Here is a 22968-nt window from a genome sequence, read left to right on the forward strand (position 1 = left end):
ATGTTCGAATAGGTAATCTGGGTATTCCAATGTCTTACTGTAACGCCAGTCAGCGCGTTCTAGCGCACACAAACTGGGCCTCCAGAGATAACTAAGCCGATAAAAACAGGCTGGCGCATTCTACCCTATTCATGACAATGGTAATACGCCTTAATCATAGGGGCATTCACCAATATGCGGCCACAATATTCACCCTGGGCCATCAAAACGTGATTATTGGCGTGATAAATTCCCCTTGCATTTCACATCTTAATGATGACAAACAATTCAGTATAAATGTAGAGTTATACTAAACTCACGCTCAGTTGTTACTTAAAAGTAATCAGATTGGCGACAGTAAAATAGATTTGTAAATTAATGAAAATAACCCAACATATTGTATTATAGCTGTTTTATTTCAATCCCCTTGTGGGATTAAAAAACCGTTGGTTTAATTATTAATTAATGTACTATGCAATGTAATTATATATTTGAAGATCCCAGTAATGATAAACGAAGACATATTATTTATAGAAGAACTCATTGAGTGGATTGAAATTAACCTGGAGAAAAGACCGACACTGGATGATGTTGCAAAGATATCCGGTTATTCAAAATGGCACTTACAGAGAAAATTTAAAACTATTGTCGGACTACAACTCGCGTCTTATATCCGTGGACGAGTATTGACTCGTGCAGCGGTGGCATTACGTATTTCTCGGCGTCCAATCATCGAAATCTCCGATGAGCTAGGTTTCGACTCTCAGCAGACGTTCACCCGCACCTTTAAAAAACGCTTTGGCACTACGCCAAACCACTTCCGCTTACAAGATAAATGGGTTGTGGAAGGGATGATCCCGCGCTTTAGTTTTGATGAAAACTACACGCCGGAAATCAAACCGCTGACACTGGACGATAAGCATTTGGTTGGCATCACACGCCGTTTAAATTTTGATGAACGACATCTGAACAGTAGCCATCATTCATCTTGTATGGCGATGAAAGACGAAATTTTGTTAGATTTTTTTAAAGAGATCAATTTTTCCAGCCAGCGGATTTATGCTGTTTTATCTGTTGATAAACATGAGCAACAGCAAAACATCGTTTATTACTCGACAGCGGTGGAAAAAGCACAGCGCCATGAGTTGCAGGGCAACAGCGAAGCCAACAGTTTCACGGTTCCCGGTGGACAATTTTTATCGATCTCTCATCAGGGAAGCGCGAAAGAATGCGTGAAATTCTCTACTTATCTGTTCAATAAGGTATTGCCGAAAATCCGAGCAGAAGTGAAGGGTAGCTATGAAATTGAAGTTATCGATGTTGACCATTGTCATGCCGAAGCCAAAATGCGTGATATTGACGTAATGTATCAATATTTAATTTCAGTTGATTAACCTACTAGCAAACCTTCGTTTTATCACTCATTCGTCGCCATGATATTCACCACCCTGATAGCAGGGCGGTAAATGGGAACTCATAGCCTAAGGTGTTGTTGAGTTTTCTGATACCTGACTTTGCGTCGCTTTTTTGGCTTTCACTCGTGCAATGGCAGCGGCAACCGCCGCTTTACGCGGGTCGACATCAGTTGTTGCGCTAGCAGGGTTTTCCCCCAGCGCTGGGGGATTATCGTTCTGACTTTGCGCCGCTTTTTTGGCTTTCACCCGTGCAATGGCAGCGGCAACGGCGGCCTGACGATCATCAATAGATACTGTTGCCGTCACGGTACTTTGCTGCTTTTCTTCTTGGCGGGCGCGAGCCTGTGCCTTTCTGGCTTCACGAGCGGCAATAACCGCACTGTTATCCGGTGTTTCACCGGCCTGGACAGCAATAACCGCATCAGTATTTTTTTGCCCAGCCAAACGCTCAATGGCGGCTTTTACCGCTTGTTGGTCGCTGTCCGTCAATTTTACCGCCGCTTGTTTATGGCGTTGTTCACGGGCTGATTTTTCCCGCTCCAAACGTGCCTGTTTCGCTTCAAAACGGGCTTTTGCTTCGGTGGCTCGGGCGGTTTCTAAATCCAACGCCTTAATTTCAGCCTTTTCCTGACGGTAATATTGTACTAACGGAATATGGCTTGGACAAACATAGGCACAGGCTCCGCACTCAATACAGTCAAATAAATGATGATTGCGCGCTTTTTCATGTTCTTCACCACGACTGAACCAATAGAGTTGTTGCGGCAACAAGCCCGCAGGGCAGGCATCCACACATAAACCACAGCGAATACAGGCTTCTTCCTGCTGACTGAGTCCAATCTCTGTTTCGACCGGTGCCAGAATACAGTTGCTGATTTTAACAATAGGGACATCAAGAGTTGGCAGCGTGAAGCCCATCAGTGGGCCACCCATAATCACCACCGGCTGTGGCTGCGGTTTAAAACCGGCTAACACCAGCAAATGCCGTACTGGTGTGCCAATCCGCGCCCAGAAATTGCCCGGTTGGGACAACGCATCACCAGTCAGCGTCACGACTCGTTCAATTAAAGGCTCACCATCGATAATGGCTCTTTTGATGGCGACCACGGTACCAACATTTTGCATTAACACCCCAATGGATGACGAATGCTTACCATGGGGAACTTCCTGACCGGTCAGGATTTTAGTCAACTGCTTTGCGCCGCCAGACGGATACTTGGTTGGTATCACGCGTAACAGAATGGAGGGATGACCGATGAGCGCCTGTTTAAGTGCCGCGATGGCTGCGGGTTTATTGTCTTCAATACCGATGATGACCTGTTCGGGATGCAGCAGATAACTCAGGATATGAATGCCGCTAATCACTTCATCGGCATGATCCTGCATCAAACGGTCATCGGCAGTGATATAAGGCTCACATTCAGCCGCGTTGATAATCAACGTCTTAACGCTCTGGAGGCCACTTTGCAATTTACTGGCGGTTGGGAATCCTGCCCCCCCCAGACCGGCAATACCGGCCTGATGGATTTGCTCCAGCAGCTCAGCCGGTTGTTGCTGTTGATAATCAGGTCGGGGATGACGCTCACACCAACGGTCTTCGCCATCGGGCGTAATATGCACACAAAGTTCGGGCAGCCCTGATGGATGGGCGGTTGTGTGCGGGGCAATCGCAGTAATCAGGCCAGAACTCGGTGCATGAACCGGTACTGTACGACCACGACCGACGGTGAGAGGCTGGCCTTTCAAAACCCGCTCACCCACTTGGACGCGCAGTTCCCCTTCAGGCCCCAAATGCTGTTGCAGCGGAACGATAAACTGGTCAGGCAGCGGTGCCATGCGCATCGGTACACGGCTGGATTGAACCTTCATCTCTGGCGGATGAATGCCACCGTCAAACTCCCAGATGTCATCTTTCTTACGCGGGGTAAATAACTTAAACATGGTGCTCCACGTCGATCAATTTCACTGGAATAATCGGTGATGTGATACTTTTGTCTTGGATATTTTTAACGGGAATGGTTTTAAGATCCCATTTCCAGTTCGCTGTGGTCATCGGTACCGGGATCATTTCAATACAATCCGTTGGGCATGGATCAACGCACAAATCGCATCCGGTACATAAATCCGGCAGTACAGTATGCATGGCGCGGGTCGCGCCAATAATGGCATCCACCGGGCAAGCCTGAATACATTTGGTACAACCGATACAATTACTCTCATCAATAAATGCAACTTTACGCACCGGATTGATGATGTGGTCATCACCATCCAGTGGTTGTGGCTCCACACCGAGTAAGTCAGCAAGTTTAAGCATCACCTGCTCGCCACCGGGGGCGCATTTGTTAATTTTCTCGCCACTACCGGAAACCGCCTCAGCGTAAGGGCGACAACCAGGATAACCGCATTGACCGCACTGACTCTGCGGTAGAAGGTTGTCGACCTGCTCAACGATCGGATCCTGTTCGACCTGAAAACGACGAGCGGCAAAACCGAGCACCACGCCGGAAACCAGCGCCAGGCCGCTGAGTGCGCCAATGGCAATCCATAACGACATCATTAGAATCTCACCAGACCATTAAAACCCATAAAGGCCAGTGACATCAGTCCTGCGGTGATCAATGCAATCGATGAACCACGGAAGGGAGCAGGGACATCCGCCACTGCCAACCGTTCACGTATGGCGGCAAACAACACCATAACCAAAGAGAAGCCCGCCGCAGCGCTAAAACCGTATACCGCAGATTGAAGAAAATTATGTGACTGATTCACGTTAAGCAATGCAACGCCCAATACCGCGCAGTTCGTGGTGATCAACGGCAAAAATATCCCCAGCAAGCGATACAACGCCGGGCTGGTTTTACGAACCACCAGCTCAGTAAATTGCACCACCACCGCAATAACCAGAATAAAGGCCAGCGTGCGTAAATAAACCAAGCCGAGCGGCAGTAGAATAAAGCTGTTGACCATCCATGCGCACACTGATGCTAGTGTCAGGACAAAAGTGGTAGCCAAACCCATACCGATGGCGGTCTCCAGCTTTTTGGAAACCCCCATAAACGGGCACAAGCCAAGAAACTTGACCAGTACAAAATTATTTACCAACACGGTACCAACAAATAAAAGCAGGTATTCAGTCATTGCAGAGCCTAAAAAAATAAAAGCCGCCTATTATCCAAAATTGGCGGCCGAACGACAACAGATGAAATGAAGGGTTATTGCATTTTCCCCCTTTTTTATGGGGAAATAGTGCCTTATTGCCTTAATTTTCGGTAAAAGTCCCTTTTACCCGAGTAGACTTGCGCATATAAGGCACAAATATTGCTGCAGCCAACAGCGGCCAGCCTAAGGCACGCAGCGCCACTTCATCTGAAATGGGGGAGAAGGCGAAAGCTTTCAACGCCAGAATAACCGTCAGCAGCAGCCACAGGATAAATAGCTGAGGGAACCGACGTGAGCGACTACAAAACAGCCACAACACCCACAGAGTGAAGCCCCACATAAATAAGGTCGTCACGACGGAAAAATACCATTGCAGGGTAAATGCCTGTGAGTTGGCGATAAGATACTCGCGAGATTCTGGTGTGACGATTGCCATGGCATACAATGCCAACATGAGTGTGGCGCTGAGTAGGGTGACAATCATATAGGCCATCGGGGCCAGCAACCATCCACCGATTCGCTGGTAGTCTTCGGACTGAGACATGACAAAAACCTTAATGTTCATAATTCATAAATGGCCGAATAAACCGGCCAGCAGGGTATTAGCTTAACCCGTAGATATGACCTTCGTCATCTATATCAATATGATGATAAGCCGGCAGACTGCCTAACCCCGGCATGGTCATAATATTCCCAGCATAAATGCGAACAAAGCCGGCACCGGCAGAGACAGCACAAGACGTTATCGGCAATGTAAAGTCATGCGGTACGTTTTTCTTCGCCGGATCGGCGCTGATAGACAGCGGCGTTTTGGCGAGGCAAAGCGGTAAATGACTGAATCCTGCGGCGGTTATCTCGGCGAGTTGTTGACGTGCCAATGGACTGAATTCGATGTGTTTGGCACCGTAACGTACGGCCAGGTGTTGCAGTTTTTCTTCCAATGGCAGTTGATCCGGATAAAGCAGTTGCGGTTGCTGCGTATTTTCTTCACAAGCGGCAAGGACGCTGCGTGCCAGTTGCTCGGTACCCGCACCGCCTGTGGCGAAGGCGTCGCTCACTTCACAGGCGCGCGCGCCAGCAGACAAAGCAAAGTCCTGAAGGAAAGCCAGCTCCTCTGCGCTGTCGTCAGGGAAGTGGTTAATGGCGATCACCACCGGTAAACCGTAGCTCATCGCATTATCAATATGCCATTTCAAGTTGGCACAGCCTTGAGCCAGCAGCGACACATTACTGGCAGTAATTTCTGGTGGTAAAGGCTGGCCCGGTTTGATATCAAATGCTCCACTGTTGGCTTTTAGACTACGCAAAGTTGCGACCAGCACCACGCAGGAAGGAGCAATGCCCGACTGACGATATTTGATATTAAAGAACTTTTCCATACCCATATCGGAGCCAAAGCCAGCTTCGGTAACGACATAGTCAGCCAGTTGTAGCCCCAAACGATCAGCTAATACCGAGGAATTGCCGTGAGCAATATTGGCAAACGGACCCGCGTGAATAAGAACTGGCGTTTGCTCGCTGGTTTGCATTAAGGTCGGGTGGATACTGTCTTTCATCAGTGCCGTCATGGCACCGGCGACGCCAAGATCATCGGCAGTGATGGGGTTACCCTTGGTGGAATAGGCAAGAATAATGCGACCGATACGGCGGCGCATATCCTGTAGACCTTCAGTCAACGCCAGAATCGCCATCAGCTCTGAAGCCGCGGTGATTTCGACGTGATCATGACGTTCCACACCGTTGGAACCTCCGCCAATCGCGACGATAATCTGCCGTAGTGCCCGGTCATTGTGATCCAATACTCTCGGCCACAAAATGCGCTGGGGATCGATATGCAATAATGGCAGGTCAGTTTGCTGGCAAAATGCCGCACCCAGCCGCTGTTCATGATAAAGACGGGCATCCAGTGCGGCGGCAGCCAGATTATGAGCCGCACTGATCGCATGGATATCGCCAGTCAAATGTAGATTCAGTTTTTCCATGGGTAACACCTGCGCCGCACCGCCCCCCGCTGCGCCACCTTTCACACCAAACACCGGGCCGAGGCTAGGTTGACGGATACAGGCAACACAGCACGCGCCCAAACGATTGATCCCCTGACTCAACCCAATAGTGGTAACCGTTTTGCCTTCTCCCAGCGGTGTCGGTGTGATACTGGACACCAGAATCAACTTTCCCTGCGGTTTAGTGCGATCGATACTGTCGATATCAATCTTGGCCATATATCGGCCATAAGGAATGAGTGCGTCATCAATGACGCCAAGCCTCCGTGCCACCACATTGATGGGTAACAGCGAGGAATAAAGGCCGGCAGTGGGGGGATTCGTCGTGGCTAATAAGTCTGTCATGGCGATAGATGTTCCTATTATTTGGCGGCAAGGCTGCACAAGCTGAACATAACCCGTGAATTATGTCATATGCCGCATGAGAATCCTGAGCGTAAATCAATAAAATGCGAATCCACTCGAAAAATAAACAGAAAACGGATTGAAACGTCAAATTGTATTGCTATGAAAATAGTTTTTGGACATATTTCGACCCGTTGCCATTGAACTGAACCGAGGCTCAACCCAATAGGACAATATATGTTCGAAACGTATTTATAATAATGATGTTTTTCACGCTTGGTTTCATTCGAAAACTATTTATAAAGTAAATGAAATGTTGCTGATATACATAACTTGGGGTTATTCAATGTCATCAGACTCAGCCAGACGATAGTTAACGTCGAGGGTTAATATCACTGCACAAGGTTCGGGTAGGCAGCATCATGTGGGTTGATAAGAATACTTTCTATATTAAAATCATGTGGATAATTTTTTTTTGATAGATTGCCAGTTAAAAATATATATAAAATACATCTTTATGGTTATGATGTTGCTCTTGCTCTCGCCTGTGGTGAGGTAGGCATACAATAGGCTGTTCGATTTTTATCCTTGATGAAAGGGCAGGTATTATACCGGCTAAATGATCTAGAACACCGTTATTATGACAAAATGTGAGCTGGAAATGATAAGAAAAAATCCATTTAACATCGTAATTATTGTCGTTTCGGGTCGCAATAATAGCTGTGTTCCTGAGGGACAGTGCCGATACAATATTTATACCGTGTGAATAATGAGGTTTATATGCAGGAACTGGTGAGTTACAAAAAAATGCCCGTTTGGAATAGCGATTCGCTCCCTGCGATGTTCCAGGAACGGCATAATACCAAAGAGGGTACTTGGGCTAAATTAAGGATCCTGCAAGGTGAATTGACTTTTGCACTACTGACGGAAGAAGGCGAAATGATCGAGTCTTTCGTCTTCAATCAGGCCAAACAACCGATGTTAATCGAACCGCAAGTATGGCATCGGATTATTTCGTTTTCTGTTGATATTCAGTGCCAGCTTGAATTTCTCTGCACGCCGGAAGATTTCTATCACAAAAAATATGCGTTAACGCCAACCCATTCCGAAGTAATTGAAGCTGCACGACAAATAGCCCCCTGTAAAGTCATGGATCTCGGCTGTGGTTCAGGGCGAAACTCACTGTATCTCAACCTGTTGGGTTTTGATGTTGATGCCTGTGACCACAACGCACAGTCGGTTGCCTTTATCGATGAAATCATTGAAAAAGAAGCGTTGGAGAATATTCGTACCCGAGTGTGTGATATCAATGATGTCGTTATTGATGGGCAATATGGCTTCATTCTGTCGACGGTGGTACTTATGTTTCTGGATCGGCAGAAAATACCCATAATTATTGAGAATATGCAGCAATCAACCTTGCCGGGTGGCTATAACCTGATTGTCGCCGCGATGTCCACCGACGATTGTCCTTGTACGATGCCATTCTCATTTACATTTAAAAACAGTGAATTAAAAGAGTATTATCGCGACTGGACCATAGTGAAATATAACGAAGATGTAGGCGCATTGCATAAAAAAGATGCCGAGGGTAACCGGATTAAATTGCGGTTTGCCACGCTGTTAGCGAAGAAAAATGACGATCACATCGTGCGGATTTAGCCGTTTTGACCACGGTGGAAGGGATTACCTCTTGTTCAGAATGACATCATGGTGTCAAATCGATAACGACATCAAATAAAATAAGTGTATGGCAGAGGATGAACAATGGCTGGAAAAATTAAAGTGGGGCTGGTGGGTTACGGTTACGCTAGCAAGACCTTTCACGCACCGTTGATTGTTGGCACTCCTGATATGTCGCTGGTCGCCATTTCCAGCAGTGATGCGAGCAAGGTGTTGGCTGACTGGCCATCAATGACGGTGGTTAATGATCCACAGCTGTTGTTTGAAGATCCTGCTATTGATGTCATTGTTATTCCAACCCCGAATGATACGCACTTCCCCTTAGCTCAACGTGCGTTGGCTGCCGGGAAACATGTGGTGGTCGACAAACCGTTCACCGTAACACTGTCACAAGCTAATGAGTTGAAACGTCAGGCCGATGAAGCCGGATTACTGCTATCGGTATTCCATAACCGTCGCTGGGACAGCGATTTTCTGACTGTTAAGTCCTTATTAAAGGAGGGGACGTTGGGTGATGTGGTGTACTTTGAATCACATTTCGATCGTTTCCGGCCAGAAATTCGCCAGCGTTGGCGGGAGCAACCCGGTGTGGGTAGTGGCATCTGGTATGACTTAGGCCCACATTTATTGGATCAGGCACTGCAACTGTTTGGCCTGCCGGAAACGCTTAATGTAGATCTGGGTTTACTTCGCCCCGGCGCGCAGTCTGTCGATTATTTCCATGCCACTCTTGGTTATTCGAGGAGGCGCGTTGTGTTGCACGGCACCGTACTGGCTGCTGCGGAAACGGCACGCTATATCATGCATGGTACTAAAGGTAGCTATATTAAATACGGTCTGGATCCGCAGGAAGATCGTCTGAAAGCCGGTGAATCCCTGCCGCAGATAGATTGGGGTTATGATATGCGTGATGGTGTGGTGACGCTGTCACAAAATGGTGAGCTAACCGAAACCCCACTGCTGACAATTCCTGGCAACTATCCGGCCTATTATGCTGGCATCCGTGATGCGATCCTGAACGGTGCGGCCAATCCGGTGCCTGCGGCTGACGCTATTCAGGTCATGGAATTGATCGAACTGGGTCTGGAATCCGATAAACATAAAAAAGCGTTGCCAGTACTCCCGCGTTAATTCATCTCTGGTGATTATCCCGATTATTTTAGCCGCTGACTCTAATCTAAAAAGTGGCTGAAACATTTCCTCCGGCTAATGGCTCATTGCTGATGGTTGGCTGGAGGCTATTTTGATGGAAGGAATTCTGTGGCATGTCATGGTTGCAACGGCTACGTATAGATAAGTTTCTACTGGTATTGATTTTGGTGGTCATCGTCGCCTCTTTCTTCCCTTGTGAAGGGGAAAGCAAGGTCTGGTTTGAACGTTTGACCACCGCAGCCATTGCATTACTGTTCTTTATGCACGGCGCGAAACTATCTCGTGCGGCGATAGTTGCTGGGATGGGGCACTGGAAACTGCATCTGGTGGTATTTCTCAGTACCTTTGCACTCTTCCCATTGATCGGGTTAGGCATGAATGTGTTGGTTCCTGGTATTTTGACACCGACTTTATATCTGGGTTTCCTCTATCTCTGTGCCTTGCCTGCCACGGTGCAATCAGCGATTGCCTATACCTCGGTGGCTGGGGGTAATGTTGCCGCTGCGATTTGCAGTGCTTCGGCATCCAGCATTCTCGGGGTATTTTTGTCACCGTTGCTGGTGGGGGCGTTAATGCAAACCCAGGGCAGTGATACCGATACGCTCCACGCTATCGGAGCCATTATTATGCAGTTGATGGTGCCGTTTATCGTTGGTCACTTATCCCGTCCGCTGATTGCTCGCTGGGTTGAACGCCATAAAAAGTGGGTTAATATCTCCGATCGGTCATCCATTTTATTGGTTGTGTACGTGGCGTTTAGTGAAGCCGTAGTCGAAGGAATCTGGCATCAAATTGACGGGTGGTCGTTACTGGCCATTCTGGTGTGTTCGTTGGTGTTGTTGTCCATAGTCATTGTGGTGAATACTCTGGCGGCACGCTGGCTTGGCTTTAATACGGCAGATGAAATTACCATCGTGTTTTGCGGATCTAAAAAGAGTCTGGCGAACGGTATTCCAATGGCAAACGTACTATTTCCGGCCTCAGTGGTGGGCGTGATGGTACTGCCATTGATGATTTTCCATCAGGTTCAACTAATGGTCTGCGCGGTATTGGCTCAACGCTATGCCAAACGGATGGCACGCGAACAGGCGGATACATTGCCGTGACTAAAACAGGATCGGATAATTTACGATCCTGTTTTAGCTATTTGTTTTAGCTATCAGGTTTAACCACGCACTTTATTTCGTAGCGCCTGTTTCTCGCTGTCGCTGATAAAGGCCATTGTCAGACCATTTTCTTGCGCCAGACGGATTTCTTCTCGCGTTAAACCCGCTGCGGGCGCAGCAACCTGATATTCGTGCGCGATTTCAATCCCCTGAACCGCTGGGTCATCGGTATTGATCGACGCCAGTACACCGTGACGTAGGAAAGTGCTCAACGGATGGGTCGCGAGTGAGGCAACGGTGCTGGTTTGGATATTTGACGTCATGCAGGATTCGATACCGATACTGTTTTTGGCCAGATAATCCAGTAACTGAGTATCTTCAATAGCTTTTACGCCGTGACCGATACGCTCAGCGCCCAGCTCGTGGATGGCCTGCCAGATGCTTTCCGGGCCAGCAGCTTCACCGGCATGGACGGTAATACGGAAACCGGCATCGCGCGCCCGGTTAAAGTGATTCAGGAACAGACCGCCAGGGAAGCCCCGTTCGTCGCCGGCCAAATCCAGTGCTGTAACACTATCGCGATAAGCCAGTAGACCATCTAATTCTTGCAGGCAGGCCTGTTCGCCAAAAGTCCGACTTAGAATACCGATCAAACGGATATCAATATCATGGTTGCGGCAACCAGCCTGAATACCGTCAATCACGGCTTCAACCACGCCAGCAACCGGTAATTGGTGCTTCAGTGCCATATAGTAAGGAGAGAAGCGTAATTCAGCGTAGTGTAAACCGGCATTGACCGCATCTTCCACGTTTTCATAAGCGACGCGACGGCAGGCATCCAAATCACCCAATACGGCAACGCCCCAGTCCAGCTTTTGCAGAAAACTGATGAGATCCGGCTCTGTTGCGGTGATTTGCACATGGGGACGCAGTGCTTCCAGCTCATTGGCGGGTAAAGCCATATTAAACTGGCGACCGAGATCCAAAATAGTTTGTGCGCGAATATTGCCATCAAGGTGGCGATGAATATCGGTCAGGGGAAGGCGGGGATCGATCATAGATGCACTCACTTATATTTATTAATGATAATTATTCTAGGTAAAGTGCAGAACAGTATAAAAACAAATACCTGAAAAATACTAGTGAGTTGCAGTAAAAAGTGATGATAATCACATTAAAGCGTGTTTTTGGCTACGCGGGCGCGGTTTCCTCAATGGATAACGATAAAAAAAGCCAGTCACTTTTATGACTGGCTTGTTAATGTAACGACTGGGGAATTACTCTGCGGCTGGTGCTGGCACTTCGGCCGGTGCTTCAGCCGGTTCTTCTATACCACCGCCAAACATACCGAACAGACCGGCAAATTCTTGCAGTGACATTTTCTGGCCGTTTAAGTCGATCTTATTATCAGCAAAATGGAAACTACTGTTGATAGCATCGTTTTTAGTGGTGGTCAGCTTGAACATCTGGCCCATGGCCGCAATGCCCTGAACTTGCTGCTCCGCCATTTTTGCCGCTTCTTCAGTACTGTAACCCTGCAAACGCGCAACCTGAGTGGTTAACTCGGTAGCCATTGCCATTGGGATGGTCAAGGTCGCGTCGATTTTCTTGATGGCGCGCGTCACGATCTCTTCCTGGCTGGTGATCGGCGTTGTCACTTTACTTGGATCAGCCAGCTTCACGTCCAGCGTCAGGGCGCTTTCGCCTTTGCTGTTTTTCCAGCTCAGTGGAGAAATGCTAAAGCTTGGATTGCCTTTCAGCAGGCTGGGTAATTTAGTCAGAACCAGCTCGGCCATCTGCAACCGATAAGTTTCAGTGTCAGCGCCACCTTGTTGCAGGGCAGACATGGCAATCTGGTTGTAGGACGCAGTGAAATTCTTCACGGCTTCACCATCCAGATCAGCGAAAGTAAAGTTCAGCTTGCCGGAACCAAAGTCATTTCCTTGTACTTTCAGAGAATCCAGGTTGTAGCCAACATGGCCATTCAGACTGGTACCTGATTCACCCATTTTTGACGTCAGCGTGAAACCATCCATAATCAGCGCATCTTTGTCGCCGATATTGAAAGTTATTTGCTTAACGGACAAATTCTGTTCACCGATGCTCAGATCGAACTTACCGGTTTTACTGTCGTTTTTCAGGCTAAGCCCTTTAACAACAAATTTCTCTACCTGCTCCATTTCGTTCTTCTTGAACAGAGAGATGCTTTCGCTATCTGCTTTCAGCGTCACGTCACGCATATCTTTAGAGAAACCAGCATCAATGTTAGCACCGGAGAAACTGAGGTTCAGGCCGTCTTTCTGATAATCGATCGGGATCAGTTTAATCGCTGAATCGGTGTTGCCGTTGTAACCAACACGGGAATCAGCAACGAACGGTGATTTGCCTTTGGTAACATCAAACAGAGCCTTCACTGCCGGTGTATTTTCCATTTCGGAATGGACAGAGGCCATGCTTGGAATAAGATTGAATTTCTTCAACTGTGCCAGTGGGAAAGGACCGTGATCGATAGTTTCGATAAAGGCAATTTCTTCACCGTCTTTCATTGTCGCGTTATCACCAGCAGCAGGCTGTAATACATAGCGCACGGTACTGCGGAAAATGCCGCGTTGGTAATCGGTATAGGCCAACTTCAGACCAGCCTGAGGTACCAGTCGTTTAATTTGCGAATTGGCGTTATCGACAATCTCACCCATCCGCTGTTCCATTAATTTGCCGGTGTACCAAGAGGCACCTGTCCATGCAGCGCCGAGAACGACAATAACGCTGACAGCCACTAACGATTTTTTCATGGTTCTGTTCATCCTTTTCTAATTCAGCAAATTCAATATATTGAACGCAGTCACGGGCACAATAACGCCCCAAAGCGCGCTATTGTGAAGGTAATCGCTACTCATTGGCAACCCTAAGAGTAATTTGTAATGCCAATGTATTAAAGCACATTATAGACGCGAGCGATGCGTCCGGTACCTTGCACTTTAATTGGCGACTCACTCGCGGCGATAAAGCAGGACTCACCCGGCTGTAAGATGACTTGCTGATCGTTTTTTTCCAGCACGCTTTGCCCATCAATACAGAAAATAATCGCTGCGCTGTCTTGCGCCACGCTGACAGGCTCAGCGGTGACGGTTTGGATAGCAAAGGCAAAATCTGCCACCGGAATCGGGAAGTTCTGCGTATTACCCTGTTGCTGCGGTGCCGTCAGTAACTCATCTGCTGGCTTAGGTATAAACTTCACATTGGCCATCAGCTCGGGGATATCGATAAATTTAGGTGTTAGCCCAGCACGTAATACGTTATCCGAGTTCGCCATCACTTCCAGCCCAACGCCATCCAGATAAGCGTGTGGTGTTTCAGCATACAAGAACATGGCTTCACCTGGCTGTAAGGTGATCACGTTTAGCAATAGCGGCGAGAACAGACCACTGTCGTCGGGATAGATCTGGGCAATATGACGAATAGTATCCCAAGGTTCGCCGCGCTGGTTGTTCAGCGCTGATTTAAGCACGCCCAGAGCCAATGTTTTCTGCTCGCCATCCATACTGAGCAGGCTGGCAAATAACAGAGCCAGATGCTCGGCATCCGGTTGTAACAGGAAGGCACCGATATCAGGATGGGCAGCCGACACCGGTTGCAGCAGCTCGGTCAACTGTTCAAAGGTACGAAAACCATTCATGGCATGGAAAGGCGTCAGGGCAAACACTAACTCTGGCTTATGATTGGCATCTTTGTAATTCCGCTCCGCCGCATTAAGCGGAATACCGACGGCATTTTCTCTGGCATAACCGATTTCAGCTGCTTGCTTACTGGGATGCACCTGAATAGACAAGGGTTGAGCTGCGCACAGAACTTTAAACAGGAATGGCAACTCGCCAAAACGTTTTGCCACCGCCTTGCCCAAATAGAACGAAGGATCGCTGTCGATAAGATCGCGTAACGATTGCAGATGACCCTGAGTATCTATCACCTGAGAACTGCTTTTCGGGTGCGCTCCCATCCACAGTTCGGCCATCGGAATGCCTTCTGGATTCGGCATCGTATAAAGCTGAGTTAGGGCATCAGTACTGCCCCACGCGTAATTTTGTACTGCATTGATCATTTTTTGCATGATTAAAACTCTGCCGTTTCGTCAGTTGGAATCGTTTCAGGTCAGATTAAAGAGTATGCCCTGAGAAAGAGATATGCCCTAGTAAACTAAACTATGTCCTGAGAAACAATGGGGTTAGCGGGAGACTCAGAACGATACTGCGTTGTTGAGCAGTAGTATAAAAGTCGCCAGTTGCCCAGACGTTGTGCTTTATCATCAAAAACACCGGCATTATGTTTTTTACAAAAAGTCAACATAAAAATCATTATTACTGCCTACAATAAAGGCGATCCGATCGCATCATAAGAATGATCATCATGGCATGATAATTATTCTCATCAGATGATGTCATCCTGCTGATATTTTTGATACTGACACCTGCCAGATTTCGGGTTGCCGATCTTGAACGACTAAGTCATGCCGTCGCAACTTGAATGATGCAGGGATAATCATTTCGTTTATGTGCTAAGGAGAGAGTCATGGCAGCCACTCGCATTGAAAAAGACTCAATGGGGTCGATAGATGTACCTGCTGACCACTTATGGGGAGCGCAAACGCAGCGTTCGCTGGAACACTTCCGTATTTCCGATGAGAAAATGCCCACCGCGTTAATCCATGCGCTAGCACTAACCAAACGTGCGGCCGCAAAAGTGAATATGGATTTAGATATGCTGGTGGCTGAACGGGGAAATGCAATTATTCAGGCTGTGGATGAAGTGCTGGCTGACAAGTATCCCAATGAATTCCCACTCTCTATCTGGCAAACCGGTTCTGGTACCCAGACCAACATGAACATGAATGAGGTATTAGCGAACCGTGCTAGCGAGGCTCTCGGTGGCGAACGGGGAAATGCGCGTTTGGTACATCCTAATGATGACGTCAACAAGAGCCAAAGCTCCAATGATGTGTTCCCGACGGCGATGCATGTGGCGGCAGTGATAGCCGTACGCCAACATTTATTACCGGAACTAAAAGCATTGCAACAGACGTTGGTAGATAAGGCCGAAGCCTATCGTGACATCGTTAAAATAGGGCGTACCCATCTGCAAGATGCTACTCCGCTGACATTAGGGCAGGAAATTTCCGGTTGGGCCGCTATGCTGACTTACAGTTTGCATCATATCGAAGCCTCGATCCCGCATCTGTGTGAACTGGCACTGGGTGGAACGGCGGTCGGTACTGGGCTGAATACGCATCCAGAATACGCGGAGCGAGTGGCGCAAGAGTTGGCACATCTGACTCAACAACCCTTTATTACGGCACCGAATAAATTCGAGTCACTGGCAACCTGTGATGCACTGGTGCATGGACACGGTGCACTGAAAGGATTGGCAGCATCATTGATGAAAATTGCCAATGATGTGCGTTGGCTCGCATCTGGGCCACGTTGCGGTATTGGCGAATTATCCATTCCGGAAAACGAACCCGGAAGCTCGATCATGCCAGGTAAAGTGAATCCGACTCAATGTGAAGCCATGACCATGCTATGTGCGCAAGTGATGGGAAATGATGTGGCAATAAATATTGGCGGAGCCTCCGGCAACTTTGAACTGAATGTGTTCCGACCGATGGTAATTTATAACTATCTACAATCTATTCGTTTACTGGCCGATGGTATGCGTGGCTTTAATCAATACTGCGCCATGGGCATTGAACCTAACCGGGAGCGGATTAGCCAGCTACTTAATGAGTCGCTAATGTTGGTCACGGCACTGAATACCCATATTGGTTACGATAAAGCCGCTGAGATAGCTAAAAAAGCGCATAAAGAAGGGCTGACGCTAAAAGATGCAGCGTTGAAACTTGGCTATCTGACAGGGAATCAATTCGATGAATGGGTTCGCCCGGAGGAAATGGTTGGCAGCATGAATAAGTAATACTCAATGGTATTCTGTATTTATTACACGCTGGCATTAGGATTACCAGCGTGTTTACTGCGTCTGTGGCACACCCGCGAGGTGTTGATAGTATGATGAAAGCAGCACAAGATTGATCGAAAAACCTTAACGTACGATTTTTACGGATTCTGTTGGCTCCCCTATATCCGTATAAAGATGCAGCCTTGGGATCAACAACCGTAACGGTTTCGCCTCCGGTTTATACTTATGCTTAATTTGCGCCACATCGTAATCCGCCAATTCGCCAAGCTTTGGCATCTCAAAACCTAACTCGGTCTGACACAGGGCAATTAACGGCATAGGGCAGGGATGTTGCACCTGCTTTTGTTGTTCCTGATACCACACTCGGGCAATGGGTTGCACTTTTACCGGTCGCTTGACTTTTAATTTGGCGTGCTCAGGTAACCGTTGTACATCCGCTATTTCTTTGTTGATCCATTCAGCCCATTGTTCTTTACTGTAGGGCGGCACGGCGCGTCCAGCATTCAGACTTTTATTTAACTGCGCTAGAACCTCAGCCTTAGTCATATTCTTGATAATATTTTTATTGGCCCAACCAAACCTCACAGAACTTGGATCAATCAGCGGGGTGATAGTACGGTAAGTATTTAACGTAATTAAACCGTGCAGGTGGGTATGAACAAATTCAAAACGCTGTTCGCTTGGTAAGCCGGATTCAACGGTAATAATCTGCTCCAGCTCGCGTTTTAACTGATTGATATGAGTAATCAGAGCGGTACACTCACGGAATTCAATGTTATCCAATGCAAAACAGAGCACGCCGGGCAGGCGAACCGCGGCTTTGCTACTGACATTCTGTTTATTATGATGAATAAACAGACGGCGGAAATGTTGTAATCCGCGCTCTCGCGCTTCTTCATCCAATGACTGCGTCACAGTTATTTGGTCAATTTGTTCGTTTTCCAGGCCTTTCTCAATATCCGGCAGGGTAAACACCCGCGCCGCCAACAGCGGGAATGCGCTCAATTGCTGGTGGAGTGCCTCCAATGCAGATTCCAGCTCATTGAATCGGGCATTCATTCGATATATTAGATCGTATTTATTCATCATTGATGACCTACAAAAGCCAATTTAGTTACAACATACAGTATGCTTAAACTAAAAAACAGTGCTCATTCTAACTCCAGTGCAGACTGACATATCGAGAACATACGGCTAAACAGCGATAAATCAGCGGGTTTCATTGAATCATTATTTAGAGAGGGGATTCATTTCCACTTGATCTGGTTGGCAGAGACGGGGGGCATCAATCCGTTATTGGTCACTATAGGCCTCACGCCATATCGCCACTCACCGCATTATCATCACAGCTAACAATGCGTTAATGCTGTAAATATATCCATTGAATAGATGTAAGCTCAGGGAATATGTGCGGCAAATCACATAATTAATCAAATAGTTGACGCTTAATGCCAAAAGCCCCAACATAACCGTTAATATTTATTTAGAAGCCCGAAAAATACTCAATAGAGGCAAAAAGGAGCAGGTTCTGTGATGACGGAAGGACAGCCTGGGCATATTGATCAAATCAAGCAGACCAATGCCGGGGCGGTATATCGTCTGATCGACCATTTTGGGCCGATCTCCCGAATAGAACTCTCGAAGCGGGCACAATTGGCTCCAGCCAGTATTACCAAAATTGTGCGGGAACTGGTTGAAGCCCATCTAGTCAAGGAAACGGAGTTTCAGGATGTTGGCAGCCGTGGCCGACCAGCCATCGGACTAGTATTGGATACCGATGCTTGGCATTACCTATCTGGCCGTATTAACCATGGCACCCTTACTCTGGCGCTGCGGGATCTCAGCAGCAAACTGGTCGTGGAAGACTTGCTATCGTTGCCTGATCATCATCCTGAGCCACTTCTTACCCGAATTATCAACCAGATAGACCAATTCTTTATCCGCCATCAGGATAAACTCGAGCGTCTGACTGCCATTGCGATTACCATGCCGGGCATGATCGATGCACCGGCCGGTATCGTGCATAAAATGCCGTTTTATAACGTGAGTGAAATGCCGCTTGGTCCGACACTGATGCAACATACCGGGCTGCCAGTTTATTTACAGCATGATATCTGTGCCTGGACAATGGCCGAAGCGCTATATGGCGCAGCAAGGGGCAGCCAAAACGTGATTCAGGTGGTGATTGATCATAACGTTGGCGCGGGTGTAATCAGCGCCGGACGGGTACTCCATGCTGGAAACCAACGGGTGGTGGAGATTGGGCATACCCAAGTCGATCCTTATGGTAAACGTTGTTATTGTGGCAATCACGGCTGTTTGGAAACCGTGGCCAGCATCGAAAACATGCTGGACATCGCTCAACAAGGCTAGGCGTAAGGATTCATGCGTAAATGTGTAAGATCGCCCTCTAGCCCTTACCACATAAGCTCTATCAGAATTTTATGTCATAACTGGCAGGTACTGGATAGCGTTCTTTCACCTCAGAAAGGCCAAAACGATTGATATGATGAGTTCGATATGGGCTTAGTCCGGCCAAAAGCTCCGGCGTCAACATCATACCCTCAGCTTCCAGCTCTTTCAGGGCTTGTGTCAGCGTCTGGCAATTATGAAATATCACCAGGTTAGCGACCAAATGATTGTATTTTATTACCTTCAGTTGCTCATCTCGTACGTTATCTGTGATTTTATCCGCACCAAAATGAACCCATTGGGTGAACTGGTTGAAACCTTCACATTTATTTTGCGCTGCATGAATGATGCGACGTAGCTCTTCATCACCAATATATTCCAACAGGAACAGCGTTCTGATCACCCGACCAAGTTCGCGAAATGCAAAGTACAGTTTATTTTTCCGACTGGCCGTGCCAAGTTTTCGCAGGATTGTTGAAGGCGAAAGCCGGCCCGCTCTAATGGATTGAGCTACCTGCAACATGTCGGGTAAGTGGCAGGAAATTAGCTCCCAGTCGATAATATCCTTACTGAATAGCGCCTCGATATGCTGATAAATCTCATAAGGCGAGGCTTTAAACCATTTCAGGTCTTTCCAGTTTCGAACCCTGGGCATCAGCTTAATGCCAAGCAAAAAAGCCAATCCATAGACAGGGGCACTTTGTGCCTGAGTATCTCCGTGCAGAATATCAGGTTGGATATCAGACTGATTTTTAGTGAGCCCATCCAGAATGTAGATAGCTTCCCATGCACCACACGGAATAAAGTGTGAAAACAAAGCTATATAAGTATCACTGACGTGATAATAAGCTATGCCCCCATAACCTCCGTAGCGAATATGTCGTTCGGATAACAGGTTGTTTTCATACAGATCCCACTGAGTACCATCGGCTGCAGCCCGTTTCGTATCCCCCCAATACTGAGGCAACTGGAACTTGTTATAGCCATTAATCGTGTCAAAGGTTGCCGCCTCCAGTTTTTCAGTCGTCACCTGCCGTTGATCAACAAACGAAATTTGCCGAGCGCTGATATCAGCAATAGTACGGGATGTCTGCATCGGACCAAGACCTGTGCCATAAGCAAATGCAGTAATAATTTTTCGGCGCGTCGATTTCTTTAATTTTCCCTGATGGCCACTCAATGGACCAATATGTTTGTCCCAGTGTAGCCACTGGGTCGTATCAGCAATGATATCCAGTAAAGACAGTCCTAATTTATCCAGTTTTTTACCAACGGCGATATTCAGTGCTTTAAACCCATCGGGAACAGGCTTCTTCTTCAGCTTTGCCAGCCTGGGTTTGCCATTAATAATCTGGAAAAATGCATTGTCTGGATAGAAGTCATCTGCTTTTTGCGCCGCAGCGGTAAGGAGATCCCGAACATGATCAACAAAAGGAATTGTTTCAAGAGGCAAGCCGACTTCCTGACTATATGTTTCCCGTGTTTCGGCACATTCATCCAGAGGAACTAGTTCATCACGATAGTCGGCATAAACATTCGCTCCGATCACACATAAATCGCCTGATTTTAATTCGCGCACCATTTGCGTACAGACACAGACCTCAAATTGCCGACGGGAAATTTGTTCAGGTGCTCTTCTTTGTTGATCGCCGGTGATTAACTTCCACCATTTATCGGGAACCCATGAGAGGTCGGATAAACTGAGGACTGTTTCCGCTCCGTTTTTCAGCATGATCCATTCACCTCGGCACCGGCGCTGCGACAACATTAATGTCAGAGCACGTTCAAAACTTGTATCCTGACTGGTTGAGGCAAAATTGAGAGTAGACAGAATCCGTAATAATTCAGCCCGACGCTGGCTGAATGTTTTCAGCATAAAACGGCATTCGTTCTTGCCACCAAACTCAATATGGAAACGAGAGAACTCACACAAATCAGGGCGAGAAGACACCGTTTCACGAATTATTTTTAACTGATTGTCCTCTGACTCAGCAGAATCAAGTACGGCATTAAGTAAAGCATAGCGACGGAGTATTTCGTCAGTTTTCCCCTGATTATCATTAAGATATTGTTGTAATTCAGCTTCAGCTGCGCGAGATACCTTATTCATTTGTTTACAGAAAATATCGCATAAATCATCCGTTACAACACCGAGACGTTGCCGGATCACTGCCAGTGTTATTGCATACCGTTTGGCTGGTGCCAAATCCGCCATGCTGGCTGCATCCAGCGAATTACCTTCCAGAGCCCACTGACTGACTTTGACAACTGGAATGGTTTTAATCGCGTGATTGTAGCCCGCCAAGTCAGTTAAAAGCGCAAAGCGTGCCAGCAAATCCCTCATACCATAGACAGTCGGTCTGGCCGGGTCTTGCTTCAGGTCATTCCATTTGCTGACTCGTCGGGGATCATCACCCACAATGAACAACGTATCGAGGAACGTCTCTCCTTCTTCACCCACAGCAACTTGCACTCGCGAATACAAGGCCTGATTAGCCTCCGCCCGTGTTGAACGGGCTGCTCGTACGAGAGAATCAAATGCAGGTAATTCATAACGGTGGCGTATCAGCACTTCAATGCCCACATTGATAATATCTGCGACATCTTCTTTAATCAGCGCAGCGTCTCTGAATGTGTTCAGGAGTAGCGCTTTTCCTGTTATGGAGAATGGATTTACATCAAGAAAGCGACGTATTGTGCCGACATGCTTTCGCCGGGCTTCCGATTGATCGTAACGGTGCAAGTTTTTGAGGTCGGCATTGCGCCCAATAGACTGTGCGATATGTTTGATGATGGGCTCAGGAACCTGGCTGGACAAAACAAAATAGCCCAACCGTTGAAACGTTTTCAGCAAAATGACAAAACCCATGCGCGTTGTTGGTGAACGTGCCGCGGTGACACAAAATGCCAGTTCATCCTCAGTTGGCGTATAAAACCGCTCAAGTTCAGAGGGTGTCAGGCGACTTTTAAACCTGGGATATGCCGTATCTTGGGGCTGCACGTTTTGTGGTTCCTTGTCGAAAACAGATTGACGTGTATCATTTAAAGTAATCTATAAAAGTACCGATATTCTGTCACGCAGGAATGCGGGTTGTAGGCGTGTTTTGTGAGGAGGGTTCAATTGGGACAGATTGCCGCAATATATTGCCGGGTATCGACCAGTGACCAGGATTGCCAGCGTCAGGAAACGGAACTCATCGCCCTAGCCAGTAAAGCGGGTTACTCCGTGGCGGGTATTTGGAAAGAAACGGCATCTGGCAGCAAAACAGATCGTCAGCAACGCCAGCAGGTATTAAAACTAGCTCAGGCCAGAAAAATTGACCTGATTCTGGTAACGGAACTGACCCGCTGGAGTCGCTCGACGCTGGATTTGTTCCATACGCTGAACGATTTGCAATCCTGGGGTGTAGGACTGATAGCACAAACAGGGTTACAGTTTGATTTATCTACCCCTCAGGGAAAGCTGATTGCCACATTAATGTCAGGTTTTGCCGAATTTGAACGAGATCTGCTGAGAGAGCGTGTACGTTCCGGAGTTCAGGCAGCGCAGGCGCGTGGAGTTGTTTTTGGCAGAAAGCCAGGACAGCGGATCAAGTCAGATAAATTAGCCCCGAAGGTGTTAGCGCTTGTCGCTGAAGGCCAGTCCTACCGGCAGATTGGCCGGCATCTGGATCTGAGTAAAAATACGGTACTGGGAATAGTCAAACGTGAGCGAAAAAAGCAGGTGAATGAAATGGATAGTACCAA

Annotated in this window: 16 protein-coding genes and 1 pseudogene; 7 read left to right on the forward strand and 10 right to left on the reverse strand. The window is 47.6% G+C overall.

Annotated features, from left to right (window positions below; all coding sequences use genetic code 11):
* The first annotated feature begins 485 nt into the window (after positions 1–485).
* Positions 486–1373 (forward strand): helix-turn-helix domain-containing protein, encoded by an 888-nt coding sequence (locus DJ39_RS11260; protein WP_004720057.1) that lies wholly within the window; start codon positions 486–488, stop codon positions 1371–1373.
* 87 nt (positions 1374–1460) lie between these two features.
* On the opposite strand, the gene rsxC is transcribed toward DJ39_RS11260, so the two are convergent.
* The 5 genes from rsxC to DJ39_RS11285 all read right to left on the reverse strand — a co-directional run bounded on the left by rsxC (position 1461) and on the right by DJ39_RS11285 (position 6901).
* Complete coding sequence (gene rsxC, locus DJ39_RS11265; protein WP_038251362.1) at positions 1461–3335, reverse strand: electron transport complex subunit RsxC; 1875 nt, start codon at positions 3333–3335, stop codon at positions 1461–1463.
* Complete coding sequence (gene rsxB / locus DJ39_RS11270; protein ID WP_004723148.1) at positions 3328–3951, reverse strand: electron transport complex subunit RsxB; 624 nt, start codon at positions 3949–3951, stop codon at positions 3328–3330. Before rsxB ends, rsxC begins: the two co-directional genes overlap by 8 nt.
* The gene (gene rsxA / locus DJ39_RS11275; RefSeq protein WP_038251363.1) at positions 3951–4532 is read right to left on the reverse strand and encodes an electron transport complex subunit RsxA; all 582 of its coding nucleotides are present in this window, start codon (positions 4530–4532) and stop codon (positions 3951–3953) included. Before rsxA ends, rsxB begins: the two co-directional genes overlap by 1 nt.
* Positions 4533–4653: 121 nt before the next feature.
* Entirely contained in the window at positions 4654–5097 is a 444-nt protein-coding gene (locus tag DJ39_RS11280; RefSeq protein WP_038242573.1) for a DUF2569 domain-containing protein, read from the reverse strand.
* A 58-nt stretch (positions 5098–5155) separates the two neighbouring features.
* Positions 5156–6901, reverse strand: coding sequence for a formate--tetrahydrofolate ligase (locus tag DJ39_RS11285; protein ID WP_038251364.1), 1746 nt, complete (start codon positions 6899–6901; stop codon positions 5156–5158).
* A gap of 780 nt (positions 6902–7681) precedes the next feature.
* Here DJ39_RS11285 and tehB point away from each other — a divergent pair.
* From tehB to DJ39_RS11300, 3 genes are all read left to right on the forward strand, one after another.
* The gene (tehB, locus tag DJ39_RS11290) at positions 7682–8563 is read left to right on the forward strand and encodes an SAM-dependent methyltransferase TehB (protein ID WP_038251366.1); all 882 of its coding nucleotides are present in this window, start codon (positions 7682–7684) and stop codon (positions 8561–8563) included.
* Between the two features lie 105 nt (positions 8564–8668).
* A complete protein-coding gene (locus DJ39_RS11295; protein WP_004723157.1) occupies positions 8669–9715 on the forward strand; it encodes an oxidoreductase in 1047 nt (348 codons plus the stop codon).
* Between the two features lie 134 nt (positions 9716–9849).
* Positions 9850–10842 carry a bile acid:sodium symporter family protein gene (locus DJ39_RS11300; protein WP_004723160.1) on the forward strand — a complete coding sequence of 331 codons (993 nt, stop codon included), beginning with the start codon at positions 9850–9852 and terminating at the stop codon, positions 10840–10842.
* A gap of 59 nt (positions 10843–10901) precedes the next feature.
* Here DJ39_RS11300 and add read toward each other — a convergent pair whose 3' ends face one another.
* The 3 genes from add to manA all read right to left on the reverse strand — a co-directional run bounded on the left by add (position 10902) and on the right by manA (position 14950).
* Entirely contained in the window at positions 10902–11900 is a 999-nt protein-coding gene (add, locus tag DJ39_RS11305; protein WP_004723161.1) for an adenosine deaminase, read from the reverse strand.
* A gap of 219 nt (positions 11901–12119) precedes the next feature.
* The gene (locus tag DJ39_RS11310; RefSeq protein ID WP_099511719.1) at positions 12120–13634 is read right to left on the reverse strand and encodes a YdgA family protein; all 1515 of its coding nucleotides are present in this window, start codon (positions 13632–13634) and stop codon (positions 12120–12122) included.
* A gap of 140 nt (positions 13635–13774) precedes the next feature.
* The gene (gene manA, locus DJ39_RS11315) at positions 13775–14950 is read right to left on the reverse strand and encodes a mannose-6-phosphate isomerase (protein WP_004723165.1); all 1176 of its coding nucleotides are present in this window, start codon (positions 14948–14950) and stop codon (positions 13775–13777) included.
* A gap of 458 nt (positions 14951–15408) precedes the next feature.
* On the opposite strand from manA, the gene fumC reads away from it, so the two are divergent.
* The gene (fumC, locus tag DJ39_RS11320) at positions 15409–16806 is read left to right on the forward strand and encodes a class II fumarate hydratase (RefSeq protein ID WP_004723169.1); all 1398 of its coding nucleotides are present in this window, start codon (positions 15409–15411) and stop codon (positions 16804–16806) included.
* Positions 16807–16932: 126 nt separating this feature from the next.
* Here fumC and tus read toward each other — a convergent pair whose 3' ends face one another.
* On the reverse strand, positions 16933–17895 hold the full coding sequence (tus, locus tag DJ39_RS11325) for a DNA replication terminus site-binding protein (RefSeq protein WP_038242580.1): 963 nt from the start codon (positions 17893–17895) through the stop codon (positions 16933–16935).
* A gap of 444 nt (positions 17896–18339) precedes the next feature.
* Between tus and DJ39_RS11330 the strand changes: the two are divergent.
* Positions 18340–19176: pseudogene (locus DJ39_RS11330) on the forward strand (ROK family protein); the annotation flags it as partial.
* 67 nt (positions 19177–19243) lie between these two features.
* On the opposite strand, the gene DJ39_RS11335 reads toward DJ39_RS11330, so the two are convergent.
* The gene (locus DJ39_RS11335; protein ID WP_004723380.1) at positions 19244–22222 is read right to left on the reverse strand and encodes a Tn3 family transposase; all 2979 of its coding nucleotides are present in this window, start codon (positions 22220–22222) and stop codon (positions 19244–19246) included.
* A 120-nt stretch (positions 22223–22342) separates the two neighbouring features.
* Here DJ39_RS11335 and DJ39_RS11340 point away from each other — a divergent pair.
* A partial coding sequence (locus DJ39_RS11340; protein WP_072012917.1) for a recombinase family protein occupies positions 22343–22968 on the forward strand: 626 nt, incomplete at its 3' end.

The sequence above is a fragment of the Yersinia ruckeri ATCC 29473 genome, from assembly GCF_000754815.1.
GTDB lineage: Bacteria > Pseudomonadota > Gammaproteobacteria > Enterobacterales > Enterobacteriaceae > Yersinia > Yersinia ruckeri.